This is a genomic window from Staphylococcus sp. HMSC34G04, from assembly GCF_001838765.1.
GTDB lineage: Bacteria > Bacillota > Bacilli > Staphylococcales > Staphylococcaceae > Staphylococcus > Staphylococcus epidermidis.
In genome coordinates this window covers 109,756-128,526 of the sequence record NZ_KV838719.1, presented here as the reverse complement: position 1 = coordinate 128,526, position 18,771 = coordinate 109,756, and the positions used below count along the sequence as shown (strand labels likewise).

The window sequence follows — 18,771 nt, the reverse complement described above, 5'->3', positions numbered from 1 at the left end:
TCCTCCCAAATAAATTTAAATTGATAATTCTTTTGCTAATTCATACATTTGACTATTAAATTTGCGATCATTTTCAGCAAAAATTTCATCAAACGGTGTAGAAGTTAATTGATTATTCCTAATGCCAACACCTTTAGCTGTCTCGCCTTGTTTTAAAAGTTCAATAGCATATCCGCCAAGTCGAGAAGCTAATACTCGATCAGCACCAGATGGGCTACCGCCACGTTGAATGTGACCTAACACTGAAACTCGTGTATCAATGTTAATATACTTCGTTAACTCATCTGCACATTCTTGGCCGCTCATACAACCTTCTGCAACCATAACGATAGAATGTTTTTTTCCTCTTTTGATACCCTGTTCAATCTTTTCAGCTACATCTTTAATATCTGTATTGACTTCTGGTAAAACAATCGTTTCAGCTCCTACAGATAATCCAGCCCATAATGCTAAATCTCCACAATCACGCCCCATAACTTCAACAATAAACGTTCTTGCGTGACTTGATGCCGTATCTCTAATCTTATCGACTGATTCAATAATAGTGTTTAATGCAGTATCAAAACCAATTGTAAAATCCGTACCATTAATATCATTATCAATTGTACCTGGAATACCAATTGTTTGAATTTCTTTACATTCCTCACTAATTCGTTGTGCCCCTCTATAGCTGCCATCTCCTCCAATGACAACTAAACCTTCGATACCACGCTTACGTAAATTCTCAATAGCTTTCTTACGTACATCCTCTTCTTTGAATTGAGGGCACCTTGCGGAAAAGAGAAACGTTCCTCCTCGTTGTATTGTATCCCCTACTGAACCCAATTCAAGCTTATGAATATCATCATCAAGTAAACCTTGGTAACCTTGATAAACACCATAAACTTCAATATTATTGTAAATTGCTGTTCGAGTCACTGCACGAACAGCAGCGTTCATACCCGGAGAATCTCCTCCGCTAGTTAAAACTGCAATCTTCTTCATGACGACATACCTTTCCTTAACTAGATTTATCTTCAACTCTAAATTACCATAAATTTTTTTAACGTTCCATTAAAAGAAAGACAATTCATAGATGTAAACGTTTTAAAAATGTAATTTTTATTACAACATAAAAAAAGAGCTAAAAGCCTAACAATTAGACTAATAGCCATACAAAATTACTCCACAACCGAACCAATTTGTCTAAATTTTTCAAAACGATCATTTGCTAATTCTTCAGGTGTGAGTTGCTTCAATTCATTTAAATGTTTAAGGAACATTTTCTTAATTGATAAGGCTTGCGCTTCTTCATCTTTTTGTGCACCACCAAGAGGTTCATTAATCACTTCATCTATGATACCTAAATCTAGTAAATCATGTGCAGTGATTTTCATAGTTTCAGCGGCAATTTGAGCTAAGTTACTATCTTTCCATAAAAGTGCAGCTGCACCTTCAGGTGAAATAACTGAATAAGTACTATTTTCAAGCATCAGAACACGATTTGAGATTCCAATACCTAAAGCACCGCCACTTCCACCTTCACCAATAACAATAGCAATAACTGGTACAGTTAATGAAGCCATTTCCATCAAATTTTTTGCAATTGATTCACTTTGACCTCTTTCTTCAGCTGCTTTACCCGGATAAGCACCTTTAGTATCTATAAAAGTAAATACTGGACGATTAAATTTCTCTGCTTGTTTCATTAAACGCAAAGCTTTTCTATACCCTTCAGGGTGAGCCATACCAAAATTACGATAAATATTATCTTTCGTGTCTTTACCACGTTGTTGGCCTATAACTGTTACTGGCTTACCATCTAGATAACCAATTCCACCAATCATTGCTGGATCATCCCTATAAGTTCTATCGCCATGTAACTCAATAAATGAATCAAAAATATAGGAAATATAATCTAATGTGGTTGGTCTTTCTGGTAAACGAGCGATTTGAACACGATCCCAAGGTTTCAGATTAGTATAAACTTTTGTTGTTTCTCTTTTTAATGATGCTTCCAGCATATCTATTTCATCTTGAAGATCAACTTCGTTTTTTTCTTGAGATTCTTTTAAAGAATCAATTTTATTTCTAATTTCAAAAAGTGGTTTTTCAAAATCTAACATTAGTTACTCACCTCTTGATGGATTTTTAAAATATTTGATAAAGTCTCACGCATATCTTTTCGATGAATGACTTTATCAAGTTGACCATGCTCTAGTAAAAATTCAGCAGTTTGGAAATCATCAGGCAACTTTTCATTAATTGTTTGTTCTATAACACGTCTACCAGCAAATCCGATTAGTGCTTTAGGTTCACTTAAATTAATATCCCCAACCGAAGCAAAACTTGCAGAAACCCCTCCAGTAGTGGGATTAGTTATGTAAGAAATATATAATAGTCCTGCATCAGAATGTCTTTTTAAAGAAACACTAGTTTTCCCCATTTGCATTAAAGAAATAATTCCCTCTTGCATTCTAGCTCCACCACTCGCAGAAAACAGAATAAATGGCAAACGATGTTCTGTACAATAATCAATAATTCTACATATTTTTTCACCAACTACTGAGCCCATGCTTCCCATTCTAAAACGAGCATCCATAACTGCAACACCATATTGTATTCCATCTAATTTCGCAGTACCAGACACTAACGCTTCATTAAGTCCAGTCTTCTGCTGATCTTTTTCAATTTTTTCTTCATATCCAGGAAAGTCTAATGGGTTAGCAGATGTCATACCTCTATCAAATTCTATAAATGACCCTTCGTCTGAAATTGCTTCTATTCTTTTATATGCGGTTAAAGCTATATGATGATCACAATTAAAGCATACATTTAAATTTTCATTCAATTCTTTTGTATACATTATTTTTTTGCATTTAGGACATTTTGTCATTATACCAGCAGGTACATCATTTTGTTTAGAATCTTGAACTGTTAAATATTTCTTTTTCTTACTTCGATTAAAAAAATCTTTAAACATTGGTAAACCTCCAAATATCCTCTGTTACTTCATTTAAAAAGACTTTACATATTTTGTAAAAGTCGTAATAGTACTAAAATATAGCTATTCGTTTAATCTATTTTAAGTCAGTAAGTTTCATAGTTTTATCAAATATTTCTTGTGTATCAATTTTAATTCTTGCTACACCGGATTCCATAGCAGCTTTAGCTACATTTTTGGCTACTGATGGAGCTACTCTTTTATCAAATGGTCCTGGTATACAATAATCGGGATGTAACTCATTTTCGTCGATTAAATGAACGATAGCTTCTACAGCTGCCTTTTTCATATGTTCGTTAATATGAGTAGCTTCAACGTCCAAAGCGCCTCTAAAAATACCTGGAAAAGCTAATACATTATTAATTTGGTTCGGAAAATCAGATCGACCAGTACCCACAACCTTTGCACCTGCCTGTTTGGCTTCATTGGGATTAATTTCAGGATTAGGATTAGCCATAGCAAAAATAATTGGGTCATCAGCCATTGTCTTCACCATATTTTGCGTCAATATATCCGCTACAGATACACCTATAAAAACATCTGCATCTTTAATCACTTCTTCAAGTGAACCTTCAACTTTATCTTTATTCGTCCACTTTGCTACATATGTTTTTGTATCATTCATACCTAAATTTCTGCCAGAATAAATAGCACCTTTTGAATCGCACATAATCATATTATTCACGCCATAAGCATGAAGTAACTTTACTATAGCGATACCTGCTGCACCTGCACCATTTAATACAACTTTTATATCCGTTAACTCTTTATTTACAATTTTTAAAGCATTGATTAACCCAGCCATAGTAACGATAGCTGTACCATGTTGATCGTCATGGAAAATAGGTATATTGGTCTCTTTCTTTAAGGTTTCTTCAATTTCAAAACAGCGAGGAGCTGATATATCTTCAAGATTAATTCCACCATAGTTGGGTTGAATAAGTTTAACTGTTTTTATGATTTCTTGAGTATCCGTTGTATCTAATGCTATCGGCACACCATTAATACCCGCAAAACTTTTGAACAGTGCTGCCTTTCCTTCCATTACTGGAATACTTGCTTCTGCTCCAATATTCCCTAAACCGAGAACAGCAGTTCCATCCGTTACAACAGCAACTGTATTTCCCTTAATAGTGTACTCATACACTTTTCTTGGATCTTCATGGATTTCTTTACAAGGTTCAGCAACGCCAGGTGAGTATGCTAGGCTTAATTGTTGCTTATTTGTCACTTTAACATTTGGTGTAATTTCTAGTTTACCTTGGTTCTCTCTATGCATTTCTAAAGCGTCATCTCTTAAAGACATTTAATCAACCCCTATTTTATTTTGTGAGAAGTCATTGAACTATATGTATTCAGTACATAAATCAATCCATGAATAGAAAACTGAATCATTTTAAATATACACGATTTACTAGTAAATATGTAGAACAATAGTACAATCATTGAAAGTAAATTGATTTTTAGATGTTGCAATTCAAATTATTTCTTCTGCTGATAAAACAGATTTAGTGTGTTAAATCAGAACAAAAAATAATTATAAAAGAAAAACTGATGATTAAGAAATAATCATCAGTTAACTATATCATAATTTAAAAATCGTTAAAAGTTAAATAAACCTAATATCAGCTGGTGAATAAGTTTGTATTAATAGATCAAAATTTTGAGGTTGACGTTCAATTTGTCCCAACATTGTCATCTTATTTGCACATTCGTCAAAACCATAAATATTTAATGCATGTTGTTTATTAGATTGCACTTTTGAATGTTCAAATTGTGGTTCAAGATGGGTTACATTACGTAAAATAACTTTTTTCGAATTAGACAATTTTGTTTGTTCATACGCTTCAACTTCAAAAAGTTGATTGATGATAAGTTGCATTTGCTGATTACGCTTTTCAAATTTACCCAATACGATATACATCTGTTCCTTTGAAATAGAAGTTTCGTATTTTTTAAACTTATCTGGGAAAATCACTCCATCCATCATCGTTCTTCCATCATTCATAGTTACAAATGCCATATTTTGACCATTCTTCGTTCTTATTTGTTTGATATGGTCAAATTGAACAAGTATAGGTTGATAGTGACTTCCATTAGACAATTGAAATATACCTAAATATTGTTTCTTTTCAAATTTCTTTTCAACTGGATGTTTACTAATATAGAATCCTAGGTATTCTTTTTCATAATCACTTAATAATTGATCAGGCAGTTCCTCTTTTTCTTCATATGATTGTTTAGGAGTTAAAAGATCGAAAAGCATATCATCTTGTTCAACATCAGAATTTAAATCTAATACTTGATCAATTGCTTGTAATAATGTCGCTCTAGTTTTGCCAAAAGTGTCGAATGCGCCTACTAAGATAAGAGACTCAAGTAATTTTCTATTTTTCACCCTTTTAGGTATACGTCTTGAAAAATCAAAGAAATCTCTATAAGGTCCATTCTGCTGGCGCTCATCAATAATTAATTTAACGCTTTGATATCCAATTCCTTTAATTGTACCTAAAGACAAATATATTCCTTTATTACTTGCCTTATAATACCAATGACTTTGATTAATATTGGGAGGCAAAATGCTAATTCTTTGATGCTTAGCTTCGTCAATTATAGCTGCAGTCTTTTTTTCACTTCCTATTACATTACTCAAGATATTTGCATAAAAATAATGAGGATAGTGCACTTTTAAATAGCTCATTATGTATGCAATTTTTGAGTAACTAACAGCATGGGCACGTGGGAACCCATAATCAGCAAACTTAAGTATTAAATCAAAAATTTGCTTACTTATCTGTTCACCGTAACCATTATTTTTTGCACCATCTATGAAATGTTGACGCTCACTCTCTAAGATTGCACGATTCTTTTTACTCATTGCTCTTCTTAAAATATCTGCTTCACCATAACTAAAGCCAGCAACTTGACTTGCAATCTGCATAATTTGTTCTTGATAAATGATAACACCATATGTGTTTTTTAAGATTGGTTCTAAATCAGGATGTAAATAAGCAACTTGGTTAGGATTATGTCTACGGGTTATATAAGTTGGTATTTCTTCCATTGGCCCTGGTCTATATAATGATGTGACAGCTACGATATCTTCAAAATGTTCAGGTTGCAATCTTTTTAATACGCTTCTAACGCCTTCTGATTCCAATTGAAAAATACCTGTAGTGTCCCCATTTGATAATAAATCAAACACTTTTTTATCATCATAAGGAATGGCTTCTATATCAATATTTATATTTAAATCCTTTTTAACTTGTAAAATAATTTGATGAATAATTGATAGATTGCGTAATCCCAAGAAATCAATTTTTAATAATCCTATACGTTCCGCTTCTGTCATAGTCCACTGCGTTAATAATCCTGTATCACCAGTTGTTAATGGCGCAAATTTGAATAATGGTTGATCATTGATAATGATACCTGCAGCATGTGTCGACGTATGTCTTGGTAAGCCTTCTAACTTTTTACTTACTTCAAACCAACGTTCATTTCTATGATTACGATGAACAAATGCTTTAAACTCTGGCTTCTGGTATGCTTCTTCAAGAGTTATACCTAATTTATGTGGAATAAGTTTTGAAATCTCATTTAAACTCGTTTCATCAAAACCCATTATTCTTCCTACATCTCTAGCAACAGCACGGGCTAACAGATGTCCAAATGTCACAATACCTGATACATGATGTTCACCATATTTATCTTGTACATACTTAATTACTTTTTCACGTCTCGTGTCTTCAAAATCAATATCAATATCTGGCATAGTTACACGTTCAGGATTAAGAAATCTTTCAAATAAAAGATTATATTTTAACGGGTCTATCGTAGTAATACCTAATAAATAACTTACCAATGATCCCGCTGATGAACCACGACCTGGCCCAACCATCACTTCATGTGTTTTAGCAAAATGAATCAAATCACTTACAATAAGAAAATAATCCTCGAAACCCATATCAGTAATAATTTTATATTCATGTTTCAACCGATCGAAATAAGTTTTGTCATTAAGTTCCCATTTTTGTAACCTATGTATAAGTATTGTCCAAAGATAATCTTTCGAAGTCTCACCATTAGGTGTCACAAATTGTGGCAACAGTGATTGATGGTATGCAATTTCTGCTTGGCATAATTTTTCAATTTCATTCGTGTTAGCAATCATATCTTCACTAAGATTTAGTGTTTGAAGTTCTTCCATACTAGGAAAATGTTCATCAAGTGTTTCTTTCTCATGTATTAAATCTAACTTAGTATTATCTCTTATGGCATGTAAAGCTGGAATGGTTTCAGCATCATCTTCATTTAAATATCTTGCAGATTGCATCCATACACGTTTGCCAGTCAATGTATTATTACTATTATGATTTAAATACAATTCTTTCTTACCTTCAAACGCATCAATGATTTGCTTATGAGACAACTCAGCCTCTTTAAATATGATAATTAAATGTTTATCATATTTTTTTAGCCATTCAATAGGTACTTCTTCTTTATTTTTCATCATTATAGCAGAAGAAAGTTGGTATAATGACTTGAGTCCTTGATTATTTTTTGCTAAAACAACTGTTTCAATAGTATAGAGACCATCCGTTAAATATATAGTCATACCAAATATGGGATGTATGTGGGCTGCAATACAAGCATCATAAAACTTTGGATAACCGTACAATACATTTGTATCGGTTATTGCAAGCGCACGGTATCCTTCTTTTTTAGCTTTATCTATTAATGCATCAATTCTCAAACTAGAATCTAACAGGTCAAAAGAAGTATGAATATTTAAATGTGCTTCCATGGTCTCTTACCTCCTTTTAAAAATTATAACTTGTCGTTTAAAGCTTCGGCGAGTTGCTCGAATTGCTCCCAACTATTTACTGAAACTCCAGATGCATTTGGATGTCCACCACCACCAAATGTATTAGCGACATCATTAATAATAATATGACCTTTAGAACGCAACCTACATCTGATTTGATCTCCTTCATCAACGCCAAACATCCATATTTTTAATCCTCGAATATCGGCGATTGTATTTACAAATAAAGACGCTTCATTAGGTTGTATTTGAAATTTTTCAAGTATGTCTTTAGTTATTTTAACTTTGCAGAATCCCTTATCATTTAAATCAAAATTTTGCAATATATAGCCTTGAAATGGTAATAGTTTCGGATCTTTTTCAGACATTTTGTTTAATTCTTGGTTGTGATCAAAAGGATATGTAAGTAATTTTCCAGCAATTTGCATTGTCCGTGGTGTAGTATTATTAAATAAAAAACGTCCAGTATCACCGACGATGCCAAGATATAACAATCTAGCAACTTGTTCATCAATGATATGTTCATCGTTGAAATGTGAAATGAATTCGTAAATTATTTCACTAGTGGAAGAAGCTTTGGTATTAACATAGTTTATATCTCCATACTGATCAGTAGCAGGATGATGATCAATTTTTAAAAGTTTGGTACCTGTATCATAACGTTGGTCATCTATTCTTGGTGCATTTGCCGTATCACATACAACTACAGTCGCTTTCTTATACATATCATTGTCAATTTCATCCATCAAACCTATAAATTTCAAAGAATCTTCATTAGTTCCTACAGCATAAATTTGTTTATCTGGAAACTTCTTTTGCAAGTAATATTTCAAACCTAATTGCGAACCATATGCGTCTGGATCAGGTCTTAGATGTCTGTGAATAATAATTAACTCACTTTGTTCTAATGCTTCCATTATTTCATTCATTTTTACTTCCATTTTAATTACTCCCTTTAAATTTCTAAATATTATTTTAAAACCCATCAAACATTTGACAAATTACTAAGGCATTAGCAACTTTTTCACCATTATTAATCATAGTAACTTCTAATTTAGCAAAATATCGTCCAACATCTAACATTTCATAATGTACTTCAATAGAAGATTCAATTGGTACAGTCTTAATATAGATAATACTCATACTTTCTATCATGACATTACCTTTTTTATACTTTCTCATTTCGTGACGAATCGTTTCCTCAATAATTCCAACAAATACTGCTTTACTTAAAGTACCGTAATGATTTGTAATGAGTGGAGATACGTCGACATTTATTCCTTGTTGATGTATTGAAATATGTTTAGCAATTTGATCATTCACTGTTTCACCAATTTGAGGTTGTCTACCTAATAATTGCATTGATTTTAAAACATCCTGTCTGTTAATTACACCGACAGCTTTTTTATTATTATCAGTTACTGGTAATAATTCAATCCCTTCCCAAATTAATAAATGGGCACAACTAGCAACCGTATTTGTTAATTTAACACTCAATGGATTTTTAGTCATAACCTTACCTAATAGATCTTCTTCGTTCATATTGATGATTTCTCTACTTGTTACTATACCTACTAATTTAAATTCTTCGTTTACTATAGGAAACCTTGTATGGCCAGTTTCATTTGCTATTTTTTTGTAATCATGAATTGTCATTGAATCAAATAACACTGATAATTCATTGATTGGTTTAACTATATCCTCAACCACAAGTATTTCTTTGCGTATTTTCTGATTAAACATTGCTTTATTGATGATATTAGCAACTAAGAATGTATCATAACTTGAAGAAATAATTGGCAATTCATGCTCATCTGCATATCGTATAATTTCAGCACTTGGACGAAAACCACCTGTGATGAGTATTGAAGTTTCTCGTTTTAAAGCTTCAATCTGTACATTTTCTCTATTTCCAACAATTAATAATGTGTGTTTGCCTATATATTTCAGAATATCATCAAATTGCATTGCTCCTATTGCAAATTTTGAAACTGATTTATTAAGTCCAGCTCTACCGGCAAGTATTTGACCCTCAACAATATTTGCAATTTCATTAAACGTTAAGTTATCTAAATTTTCTCTATTTCGTTTCTCGATTCTAACAGTACCAACTCTGTCAATAGTTGCTACAATTCCAAGTTGACTCGCATCTTTAATTGCTCTGTACGCAGTACCTTCAGACACATTAAGATCTTTAGCAATTTTTCGCACAGAGATTTTAGAGCCTATTGATAAAGATTCAATATGTTTAATTATTTGTTCATTCTTTGTCATCCCGTTACCTCTTATATCTTTATAACAGTCTTTTTATCATTATAACTTTTAATGTACAAAAAATCATTGTTCAATCATTCTAAAATACTAAATATTAATCAATATAAATTACCGTTAAAGATTATATTCAAAATATTTAAATATTAATGGAAATCACACTAAAACTTTACTAAAATAAAGTTGAGGAGGGATGATTTATGTATAAACATATTCTACTTGGGGTAGACACTCAAATTAAAAATGAGAAAGCTCTTAAAGAGGTGTCTCGTTTAGCAGGTGAAGGTACTATCGTCACAGTTTTAAATGCCATTAATGAGCAAGATGCTCAAGCGTCAATCAGAGCTGGCGTACATTTAGATAAGCTAACCGAAAAACGTTCTAAAGGTTTAGAAAGTACACTTAAAACTTTAGAAGACTACGGCATTGATTATGATGAAGTTATTGTGAGAGGCAATGCTAAGGATGAGCTATTAAAATTTGCGAATAGTGGTAAATATGAAATTGTTGTTCTTAGTAACCGAAAAGCTGAAGACAATAAGAAATTTGTTTTAGGTAGCGTAAGTCATAAAGTAGCTAAACGTGCTACTATTCCTGTTTTAATAGTTAAATAAACGACATACTCGTAACCTAAAATACCAAAACTATAATAAATGAGTTAGTATTTGTATTAAAAGGTTTGATATAATTTCAATTTTTATTCAGCAATCGACTTGCCACAACATTAGGAAGCCTGAGACATTATGTGTGTCTCAGGCTCTTATTTATATTTCTTAAATTCAAAATATCAACTTACTACTGTTAAATTTTAATTAACGTTGTACTTTTAGAAAATGACTTAAAAACCAAAAGCTATATGTCATTTAGACAAATAATTAAAATTCCACTGATTCTCCTGGATTGAGAATTTGCACTTCCCCTACCTGAACTGCATCCTTAAATTGCTCTGGATCTTGTTCAATTAACGGGAATGTATTGTAATGAATAGGAACACTGATTGTAGGCTTAATAAATTCATTAATAGCGTAACTAGCATCTTCTATTCCCATGGTAAAGTTATCTCCAATAGGAACAAAACATACATCAACTGGGTGTCTATCTGCTATCAATTTCATATCACTAAATAATCCTGTATCCCCAGTATGATAGATAGTCTTACCTTCAGCTTCGACAATTATTCCCATAGGCATACCTAAATATACGGGCACACCATTTTCATGTGTAAAACTAGAACTATGGAATGCTTGAACAAATTTGACTGTTCCAAAATCAAATTTAGCTTTCCCACCAATGTTCATGCCATGAACATTTTCGACTCCGTGATAAGTAGATAAATATCCTTGTAATTCTGCCGAACCAATCACAGTTGCATGGTTACGATTGGCCAATTCAACTACATCACCAAAATGGTCAGCGTGACCATGTGTTAAGATAATGTAATCTACCTCTAACGTTTGTTCATCTAGGTCACATTTATCGTTGCCAGAGATAAATGGATCAACTATAACTTTCTTGCCGTTACCTTCAAAATAAATTGTTGATTGACCATGAAATGAAAGTTTCATAAGAGTTTCCCTCCTAAAAGTAATATCTTTTAACAGTATACCCTAACAGTCACATTTATAACACTAGTGAGCTATTTAGCTTGTTTAGTTCAATCAATAACTCTTACTTTTTGAAAACTATATCTTATTAGCATAGAATTAATATATCATCACATGATGGAGGTTCATTATATGACTAAAATAGAAGAAATCAAAAAAGTTTTACAACAAGAAGATGCTGATGCAGCATGGATTACGACACCCTTAAACATCTTTTACTTTACTGGGTATCGAAGTGAGCCACATGAAAGACTCTTCGCTTTGCTCATTCCATCAAATGAAGAGCCTGTTTTATTTTGTCCAAAAATGGAAGTTGAAGAAGTAAAACAATCACCGTTTAAAGGTAAAATCGTCGGTTATTTAGATACTGAAAACCCATTCGACAAATACTCTAAAACTTTCTCTAAAATGCTCATTGAAAGTGAACATCTTACAGTTAAACGTCAAAGAGAATTAACAAAAGCGTTTAATATAGAACACTATCAAGATGTTGATCAATCAATCAAGGACTTACGTAATATCAAATCAGAAGATGAAATTATCAATATAAAAAAGGCAGCTGCGTTAGCTGATAAATGTATTGAAATTGGTAAATCCTTTCTTAAAGAAGGTGTAGAAGAAAGAGAAGTTGTCAACCATATCGAAAATGAAATAAAAAAATATGGCGTTAATGAAATGAGTTTCGACACGATGGTACTCTTCGGTGACCATGCTGCTTCACCACATGGTACACCCGGTGACAGAAAATTAAAGCAAAATGAGTTTGTACTATTTGATTTAGGTGTTGTATACCATCATTATTGCAGTGATATGACACGCACAATTCATTTTGGCAAACCTAATAAGGAAGCACAAAATATATATAACATTGTTTTAAAAGCAGAAACGGAAGCAATTAAATCTATTAAACCAGGAGTTACCATCAAAGATATTGATAAAATAGCAAGAGATATAATCCAAGAAGCAGGTTATGGTGATTACTTTCCGCATAGACTAGGTCATGGATTAGGCCTTGAAGAACATGAATATCAAGATATATCAAGTGTAAATAATAATAAACTTGAAGCAGGAATGGTTATTACTATAGAGCCTGGCGTATATGTCCCTCATGTGGCTGGTGTTAGAATTGAAGATGATATTTTAGTAACTGAAAATGGTTATGAAATATTAACTCAATACGAAAAATAACAAAACCACAATAAGCCCCAAGCTTCATTCACATGAATGAAGCTTGGGGTAAATTTCACGCATTATTTCAATGCATCTTCAATTGAAGTATATTCAAAATTAAATGTATCGGCTACATTCTTATTAGTCACGTGTCCATTAAATGTATTTAGACCTAAAGATAATGGATGATTTACTTTGAATGCTTCACGATAACCTTTATTAGCCAATAATTGCGCATAAGGTAATGTTGCATTGTTCAATCCAATTGTAGATGTACGTGGAACGGCGCCTGGCATATTAGCCACAGCATAATGCACGACACCATGTTTAGTATAAGTTGGGGCATCGTGCGTTGTAATTTTATCAGTAGTCTCAAAGATTCCACCTTGATCTATCGCAATATCTACAATCACTGATCCATCTTTCATTTCTTTTATCATATCTTCAGTCACTAAGTTTGGCGCTTTAGCACCTGGAATCAGAACTGCTCCAATGACTAAATCACTTTCTTTTACATACATTTCTATATTTAATGGATTGGACATTATTGTTCTTACTCTGCCATCAAACAAGTCCTCTAATTCTTCTAAACGTTTAGGGTTAACATCTAAAATTGTCACTTCAGCACCTAACCCTAAAGCTATTTTAGCTGCATTTGTTCCTGCTTGACCGCCACCAATAATAGTGACTTTACCTTTAGGCACTCCAGGTATGCCACCTAGTAAGATACCCATACCTCCATTAAATCTTTGTAAAAATTCAGCTCCCACTTGTGCAGACATTCTACCAGCCACTTCACTCATTGGTGTTAATAACGGTAAAGAACCGTCTGGTAATTGTACAGTTTCATAAGCAATAGATATAACCTTGTTGTCCACAAGTGCCTGAGTTAATTTCTGTTCATTCGCAAGGTGTAAATAAGTAAATAAGATTAACTCTTCTTTAAAGAATTTGTATTCTGATTCAAGTGGTTCTTTGACTTTGATGACCATATCAACATCCCAAGCTTTTGACTGCTCATCAACAATTTTGGCACCGGCTTCTTGATAATCACCATCTTCAAAGTAAGATCCTAGACCAGCATTTGTTTCTACTAAAACTTCATGTCCTTGGTCTACAAGTGCATGTACACCACTTGGTGATAACCCCACTCGATTCTCATTATTCTTTATTTCTTTAGGAATCCCAATTTTCATATTATCTACCTCCAACCTTATCGTATCGTGTCCTTATCAAAACGGCAAACGATAACATATAATGACATAATTTTGTAATTATTATTAATTAAATATTCTGTTTATTGTGTTAAAATAGAATTAAGAAAGATAAAGGGGGCAATAATGATGATTTCTTATAAAAATATATTAATCGCAGTCGATGGATCTCATGAAGCAGAATGGGCTTTTAACAAAGCTGTCGGTGTTGCTAAACGTAACGATGCTCAATTAACTATTGTGAATGTAATTGACTCACGTACGTATTCTTCTTATGAAGTATATGATGCTCAATTCACAGAAAAATCAAAGCATTTCTCCGAAGAATTACTTAAAGGTTATAAAGAAGTAGCCACAAATGCAGGTGTAAAAAATGTTGACACACGTTTAGAATTCGGCTCACCTAAAGCAATTATACCTAAAAAATTAGCGCATGATGTTGGTGCTGATTTGATTATGAGTGGTACATCAGGTTTAAATGCGGTAGAACGTTTTATTGTTGGCTCTGTATCAGAAGCGATTGTTCGACATGCACCTTGTGACGTATTAGTTGTACGTACAGAAGAAATGCCTGAAGATTTCCAACCTCAAGTAGCAACATCTCAATTACGTGAAAAATATCAAGATTAGTCACTGTTATAGATAAAATAAAAAATACTGCCGGTTGTAGTTTACTAACTTAACCGGCAGTATTTTTATATGTACTAAAATTTTTTAATACATATAGAAAAAGATACTATTTGAATTCATTAATCCTATTTTTAAAATTAATTCACTTCGATACTTTCGTTGGTATTAAATTCTTCTTTTTTGGGTGTATTATCATTAAGTTTACCATATTTAATCACGTCACGAGATATCATTACTTCTTCATCAGTAGGTACAACAAGTACTTTTACAGGTGAATGTGGATAATTAATATAACCTTCTTCACCATGTAAACTTTCATTCTTCTTAGGATCCCAATAAACACCCATAAACTCAAGTCCTTCTAAAACTTTACCACGAATAATATGTGAGTTTTCACCTATTCCTGCAGTAAATACAATAATATCTACACCATGCATTCTAGCTGCATAAGAACCAATATATTTGTGAATTTTTGAAGCAAATAAATCTAGTGCAACACGTGAACGTTGACGTCCATGTTTTGCTTCTTCAGTTAAATCACGCAAATCACTTGATGTCCCAGTAAGACCTAATAATCCTGATTCTTTATTAAGTATTTCTAATACTTCATCAGCTGTTTTACCTGTTTTTTCCATAATGAATGGTATTAAAGCTGGATCAAGATTCCCCGAACGAGTCCCCATTGTTACACCAGCAAGTGGTGTGAATCCCATAGATGTATCAATAGATTCTCCACCGTCTATAGCTGCAATAGATGCACCGTTACCGATGTGACAAGAAATAATTCTTAAATCTTCAATTGGTCTACCAACAATTTGAGCAGCTCTACGAGATACATATTTATGACTTGTGCCGTGGAAACCATACTTACGTATACCATAGTCTTCATAGTAATGATATGGCAAGCTATATAAATAAGCTTGTTCAGGCATAGTTTGGTGGAAAGAAGTATCAAACACCGCAACATGTGGGATTTCTGGTAATAACTTTCTAAAAGCTCTAATACCCATTAAATTAGCTGGATTGTGTAAAGGTGCTAATTCACTTAATTCTTCAATTTGAGATTCTACATCATCAGTAACAACAACTGATTTAGGGAAAGTTTCGCCACCGTGCACAACACGATGACCTGTTCCTTGAATATCAGTGATGTCTTTAATCATTTCATGTTCTTTAAAACTATCTAACATTATATTAACGGCTTCTTCATGATTATGGATATCTCTGATATCAGTAAGCTTCTCGCCATTAACATGAATGGTGAAAATAGAATCGCTTAAACCAATACGTTCTATCACACCTTTAGTTACTAGTTTTTCTTCAGGCATCTTAATTAGCTGGAACTTTAAAGATGAGCTACCAGCATTTACCGCCAAAATTAATTTTGACATAAGACATTGTCCTCCATCATTTGTTTAGTTATATTTTTCACATAATCATTTTATCATTAATACAGTTTGAATACTATATTGTTACAGACTATTTTTTTGTATGATTTGTGACTATCCACTGATTCAATTCAGAAATGAAACCTTGAAATTGTTGAGGATTTTTAAAATCAGGGATATTTGCTAATAAGACTTCAACTGGTCGAGTTTCTCCTGATTTTTTCTTTTGTAAAATCAATATAGATTTACGTGCTTTTTCATTTTTAAATAAAGTTTTAGGTAAATTTAAAAATGCTTGCATCTCAGTCTCTGTAGCAATGAAATTTTCCAACTGTTTCACTTTATCATCTTCAAAGAGATGACTAGGAACAACTAAAAATGCATAACCTGCCCCTTTTAGCGCATTAATAGATTGTTCGATTAACAGATGATGGGAATAACTGTGTCCCTCTTCGAAACCTAACTTCATTTCTCTACTACGTTCATCTAAAGGATAGTATCCTATTGGGAAATCTCCAATCACGACATCTGCCTCTTCCAATGGTAATGGCATAATCGCATCTTGAGGATAAACGTCAAATGGTATCTCTAAAAAATTGGCCAAATGCACACTTACACGTGATAGCACTGGATCGACCTCTATCAGATGGTGCATAATTGTTTTATCAGAAAGTACTTCTTTCACTGCTGCACTTAGATGACCTGCCCCACTTGCAATATCTACAATGTGCATTTCCTCTTTATGTTCTAAAAAGCGTTGAACAAGAAAACCGAGAATGAGTCCAATAGAATCAGGCGTAATCTGATGATTAGCTTGAATATTTTCTTCTTGTAATAAACTTAAATATGCAAATTGAAAAGCTTTCCTTCTATCTTGAAGCGTTGCTTGCTCTAAAAGTTCTCTTTGGTTTGTATATATATCTTCCATAGCTAGCCCTAAATTTTCGATAAAACTTTGTCCATTTTCTTTGTTTAAGACTTTAGCTTTATCGTCTAATGTATGAAATAGACGTTCCATTATAGTGTTTTCTTCAGACATAAAATATCCCTTTCTATTTAAAAAAGTGTCCATCCGTGATTGATAGTATGAATTAACTCTAAATAATTAATTTACTACTCGAACAAGTATGGACACTAAAACTTTTTACTGTCAATAGTTCAATATGACTAAATATTTCTATATGCTTTTAATGCGGCTTCAAAATCAGGGTAATTCGTACCTTCACTGACAATTTCCTTATATACTACTTTATTGTTTTCGTTTAACACAAATACCGAACGTGCAAGTAAGCGTAATTCATCCATTACAAGTCCATAATTTCGACCAAAAGATAAATCTTTATGGTCACTTAAAGTAATTACATTTTCTAATCCGCTTGATGCACACCATCTTTTTTGGGCGAAAGGTAAATCTACTGATATCGTTAAAACTACGCCATCTTCAGCTGAAGCTTCTTCATTAAACTTTCGAGTTTGACTATCACATACTCCTGTATCAATAGATGGTATAACACTAATTAATTTCTTCTTGTTTTTATAATCATCTAAAGTAATTTGATTCAAACTATTATCAAGAACTGTGAAATTTGGTGCGATATCACCTTCATTAACCTCAGAACCTGATAATTTAATGGGATTATTTTTAAATGTAATTTGAGTCATCGTAACGACCTCCTATCAACTTAGTTAATTATAATGATACGACAAAGAACGTATGGTTTTCAATTTTTTTAGCCATTATCTATTAAAAAATGAAAACCTTTCCAAAAAAATCGTTGTTTGTAATATAGTAATAAAAGAGGCCAAACAAATTTGCAAACATTAACTCGACAAGATAAGCAATACACACTCATTTAAAGTTTGTCTACAATTTCATTTGAACCTCTTAATCTAACAATTATTTACTGCACAATAAAATCGTAGAGATTTTTTATAATTAATATTGCAGTAACTACTATAAATAAAGCTTTTACATACCTTACCCCTTTTTTCAAGGCAAATTGAGCACCTAACAAAGCACCTATCATCATGCTAAAAGCCATAATAATACCATAAAAATAATTGACCTGACCTAAAATCATGAAAAATAATAACGCACCACAATTAGATGCAAAATTTAAAACCTTTGCATTACCAGCTGCGCTTAAAAAGTCAAAGCCAAATAATAAAAGTGTAAATAGCATAAAGGAGCCCGTACCACCACCTAAAAAACCATCATAAAATCCAATAACAATAAATATTAATGTAAATAATACTGCTTTTGTAAAAGTAAAATCGGTAAATGTTCTTACATTTCCCCAATCTTTTTGTATGATGGTATAAATAAGAACTAATGACAGTGCTATAATGATTAGCGGTTTTAAAATAATTGCTGGTATGTATGTCGCAATGATAGCACCACCACCGGAAGCAACAAATATTAATGGAAACATCTTTCCTACTATTTTCAAGTCAACTTTACCTGAACGTAAAAATTTTAATGCACTTGTTAATGTACTAAAAGAACTCGCAAATTTATTTGTACCTAAAGTAACAGATGGTGGCAAGCCAACTGCAAGTAATGCAGGGGTTGAAATTAGTCCACCCCCACCAACTACAGAGTCGACGAATGAAGCGATAAAACCAAAGGCAACAATCATCAACATAATCGATAAATTCCAATCCATACTAAGCCTAACCCCTT

16 protein-coding genes are annotated in these 18,771 nt (G+C 32.6%); 3 read left to right on the top strand and 13 right to left on the bottom strand.

Annotated features, from left to right (window positions below; all coding sequences use genetic code 11):
* Positions 1-15: 15 nt before the first annotated feature.
* The 7 genes from pfkA to HMPREF3241_RS04095 all read right to left on the bottom strand — a co-directional run bounded on the left by pfkA (position 16) and on the right by HMPREF3241_RS04095 (position 10,085).
* The gene (gene pfkA, locus HMPREF3241_RS04125) at positions 16-984 is read right to left on the bottom strand and encodes a 6-phosphofructokinase (protein ID WP_002446661.1); all 969 of its coding nucleotides are present in this window, start codon (positions 982-984) and stop codon (positions 16-18) included.
* 176 nt (positions 985-1,160) lie between these two features.
* Entirely contained in the window at positions 1,161-2,105 is a 945-nt protein-coding gene (locus tag HMPREF3241_RS04120) for an acetyl-CoA carboxylase carboxyltransferase subunit alpha (RefSeq protein WP_002446662.1), read from the bottom strand.
* On the bottom strand, positions 2,105-2,962 hold the full coding sequence (accD, locus tag HMPREF3241_RS04115; protein WP_001832673.1) for an acetyl-CoA carboxylase, carboxyltransferase subunit beta: 858 nt from the start codon (positions 2,960-2,962) through the stop codon (positions 2,105-2,107). The genes HMPREF3241_RS04120 and accD overlap by 1 nt, the downstream gene beginning before the upstream one ends.
* 97 nt (positions 2,963-3,059) lie before the next feature.
* The gene (locus tag HMPREF3241_RS04110) at positions 3,060-4,289 is read right to left on the bottom strand and encodes an NADP-dependent malic enzyme (RefSeq protein ID WP_002446663.1); all 1,230 of its coding nucleotides are present in this window, start codon (positions 4,287-4,289) and stop codon (positions 3,060-3,062) included.
* Positions 4,290-4,592: 303 nt separating this feature from the next.
* Positions 4,593-7,790: a DNA polymerase III subunit alpha gene (locus HMPREF3241_RS04105; RefSeq protein WP_002446664.1), complete on the bottom strand. Its 3,198-nt coding sequence runs from the start codon at positions 7,788-7,790 to the stop codon at positions 4,593-4,595.
* A 23-nt stretch (positions 7,791-7,813) separates the two neighbouring features.
* Positions 7,814-8,752 (bottom strand): DHH family phosphoesterase, encoded by a 939-nt coding sequence (locus HMPREF3241_RS04100; protein ID WP_002457815.1) that lies wholly within the window; start codon positions 8,750-8,752, stop codon positions 7,814-7,816.
* A gap of 34 nt (positions 8,753-8,786) precedes the next feature.
* Positions 8,787-10,085, bottom strand: coding sequence for a DRTGG domain-containing protein (locus tag HMPREF3241_RS04095; RefSeq protein ID WP_002446666.1), 1,299 nt, complete (start codon positions 10,083-10,085; stop codon positions 8,787-8,789).
* Between the two features lie 197 nt (positions 10,086-10,282).
* On the opposite strand from HMPREF3241_RS04095, the gene HMPREF3241_RS04090 reads away from it, so the two are divergent.
* Positions 10,283-10,696 carry a universal stress protein gene (locus HMPREF3241_RS04090; RefSeq protein WP_002446667.1) on the top strand — a complete coding sequence of 138 codons (414 nt, stop codon included), beginning with the start codon at positions 10,283-10,285 and terminating at the stop codon, positions 10,694-10,696.
* 261 nt (positions 10,697-10,957) lie between these two features.
* On the opposite strand, the gene HMPREF3241_RS04085 is transcribed toward HMPREF3241_RS04090, so the two are convergent.
* Positions 10,958-11,647, bottom strand: a complete 690-nt coding sequence (locus tag HMPREF3241_RS04085) for a metal-dependent hydrolase (RefSeq protein WP_002446668.1) — start codon at positions 11,645-11,647, stop codon at positions 10,958-10,960.
* A 171-nt stretch (positions 11,648-11,818) separates the two neighbouring features.
* On the opposite strand from HMPREF3241_RS04085, the gene HMPREF3241_RS04080 reads away from it, so the two are divergent.
* Positions 11,819-12,874, top strand: a complete 1,056-nt coding sequence (locus HMPREF3241_RS04080) for a M24 family metallopeptidase (protein WP_002474995.1) — start codon at positions 11,819-11,821, stop codon at positions 12,872-12,874.
* Positions 12,875-12,936: 62 nt separating this feature from the next.
* Here HMPREF3241_RS04080 and ald read toward each other — a convergent pair whose 3' ends face one another.
* On the bottom strand, positions 12,937-14,052 hold the full coding sequence (gene ald, locus HMPREF3241_RS04075) for an alanine dehydrogenase (protein WP_002446670.1): 1,116 nt from the start codon (positions 14,050-14,052) through the stop codon (positions 12,937-12,939).
* A gap of 147 nt (positions 14,053-14,199) precedes the next feature.
* On the opposite strand from ald, the gene HMPREF3241_RS04070 reads away from it, so the two are divergent.
* Positions 14,200-14,700 (top strand): universal stress protein, encoded by a 501-nt coding sequence (locus tag HMPREF3241_RS04070; RefSeq protein ID WP_002457820.1) that lies wholly within the window; start codon positions 14,200-14,202, stop codon positions 14,698-14,700.
* Between the two features lie 137 nt (positions 14,701-14,837).
* Here HMPREF3241_RS04070 and HMPREF3241_RS04065 read toward each other — a convergent pair whose 3' ends face one another.
* From HMPREF3241_RS04065 to HMPREF3241_RS04050, 4 genes are all read right to left on the bottom strand, one after another.
* A complete protein-coding gene (locus HMPREF3241_RS04065; RefSeq protein WP_002496778.1) occupies positions 14,838-16,091 on the bottom strand; it encodes an acetate kinase in 1,254 nt (417 codons plus the stop codon).
* Positions 16,092-16,179: 88 nt separating this feature from the next.
* On the bottom strand, positions 16,180-17,127 hold the full coding sequence (locus HMPREF3241_RS04060; protein WP_002474990.1) for a class I SAM-dependent methyltransferase: 948 nt from the start codon (positions 17,125-17,127) through the stop codon (positions 16,180-16,182).
* 128 nt (positions 17,128-17,255) lie between these two features.
* Positions 17,256-17,750, bottom strand: a complete 495-nt coding sequence (tpx, locus tag HMPREF3241_RS04055) for a thiol peroxidase (protein WP_002446674.1) — start codon at positions 17,748-17,750, stop codon at positions 17,256-17,258.
* A 239-nt stretch (positions 17,751-17,989) separates the two neighbouring features.
* Positions 17,990-18,754, bottom strand: coding sequence for a TSUP family transporter (locus HMPREF3241_RS04050; RefSeq protein WP_070853478.1), 765 nt, complete (start codon positions 18,752-18,754; stop codon positions 17,990-17,992).
* Between the last annotated feature and the right edge of the window lie 17 nt (positions 18,755-18,771).

What these genes read in the sequence shown, in the direction of transcription:
- HMPREF3241_RS04065 (WP_002496778.1), bottom strand. Translation starts at nt 16,091, where the DNA reads ATGTCAAAATTAATTTTGGCGGTAAATGCTGGTAGCTCATCTTTAAAG.
- HMPREF3241_RS04090 (WP_002446667.1), top strand. Translation starts at nt 10,283, where the DNA reads ATGTATAAACATATTCTACTTGGGGTAGACACTCAAATTAAAAATGAG.
- HMPREF3241_RS04080 (WP_002474995.1), top strand. Translation starts at nt 11,819, where the DNA reads ATGACTAAAATAGAAGAAATCAAAAAAGTTTTACAACAAGAAGATGCT.
- HMPREF3241_RS04110 (WP_002446663.1), bottom strand. Translation starts at nt 4,289, where the DNA reads ATGTCTTTAAGAGATGACGCTTTAGAAATGCATAGAGAGAACCAAGGT.
- HMPREF3241_RS04085 (WP_002446668.1), bottom strand. Translation starts at nt 11,647, where the DNA reads ATGAAACTTTCATTTCATGGTCAATCAACAATTTATTTTGAAGGTAAC.
- HMPREF3241_RS04050 (WP_070853478.1), bottom strand. Translation starts at nt 18,754, where the DNA reads ATGGATTGGAATTTATCGATTATGTTGATGATTGTTGCCTTTGGTTTT.
- HMPREF3241_RS04070 (WP_002457820.1), top strand. Translation starts at nt 14,200, where the DNA reads ATGATTTCTTATAAAAATATATTAATCGCAGTCGATGGATCTCATGAA.
- ald (WP_002446670.1), bottom strand. Translation starts at nt 14,052, where the DNA reads ATGAAAATTGGGATTCCTAAAGAAATAAAGAATAATGAGAATCGAGTG.
- HMPREF3241_RS04100 (WP_002457815.1), bottom strand. Translation starts at nt 8,752, where the DNA reads ATGGAAGTAAAAATGAATGAAATAATGGAAGCATTAGAACAAAGTGAG.
- HMPREF3241_RS04105 (WP_002446664.1), bottom strand. Translation starts at nt 7,790, where the DNA reads ATGGAAGCACATTTAAATATTCATACTTCTTTTGACCTGTTAGATTCT.
- HMPREF3241_RS04120 (WP_002446662.1), bottom strand. Translation starts at nt 2,105, where the DNA reads ATGTTAGATTTTGAAAAACCACTTTTTGAAATTAGAAATAAAATTGAT.
- accD (WP_001832673.1), bottom strand. Translation starts at nt 2,962, where the DNA reads ATGTTTAAAGATTTTTTTAATCGAAGTAAGAAAAAGAAATATTTAACA.
- tpx (WP_002446674.1), bottom strand. Translation starts at nt 17,750, where the DNA reads ATGACTCAAATTACATTTAAAAATAATCCCATTAAATTATCAGGTTCT.
- pfkA (WP_002446661.1), bottom strand. Translation starts at nt 984, where the DNA reads ATGAAGAAGATTGCAGTTTTAACTAGCGGAGGAGATTCTCCGGGTATG.
- HMPREF3241_RS04095 (WP_002446666.1), bottom strand. Translation starts at nt 10,085, where the DNA reads ATGACAAAGAATGAACAAATAATTAAACATATTGAATCTTTATCAATA.
- HMPREF3241_RS04060 (WP_002474990.1), bottom strand. Translation starts at nt 17,127, where the DNA reads ATGTCTGAAGAAAACACTATAATGGAACGTCTATTTCATACATTAGAC.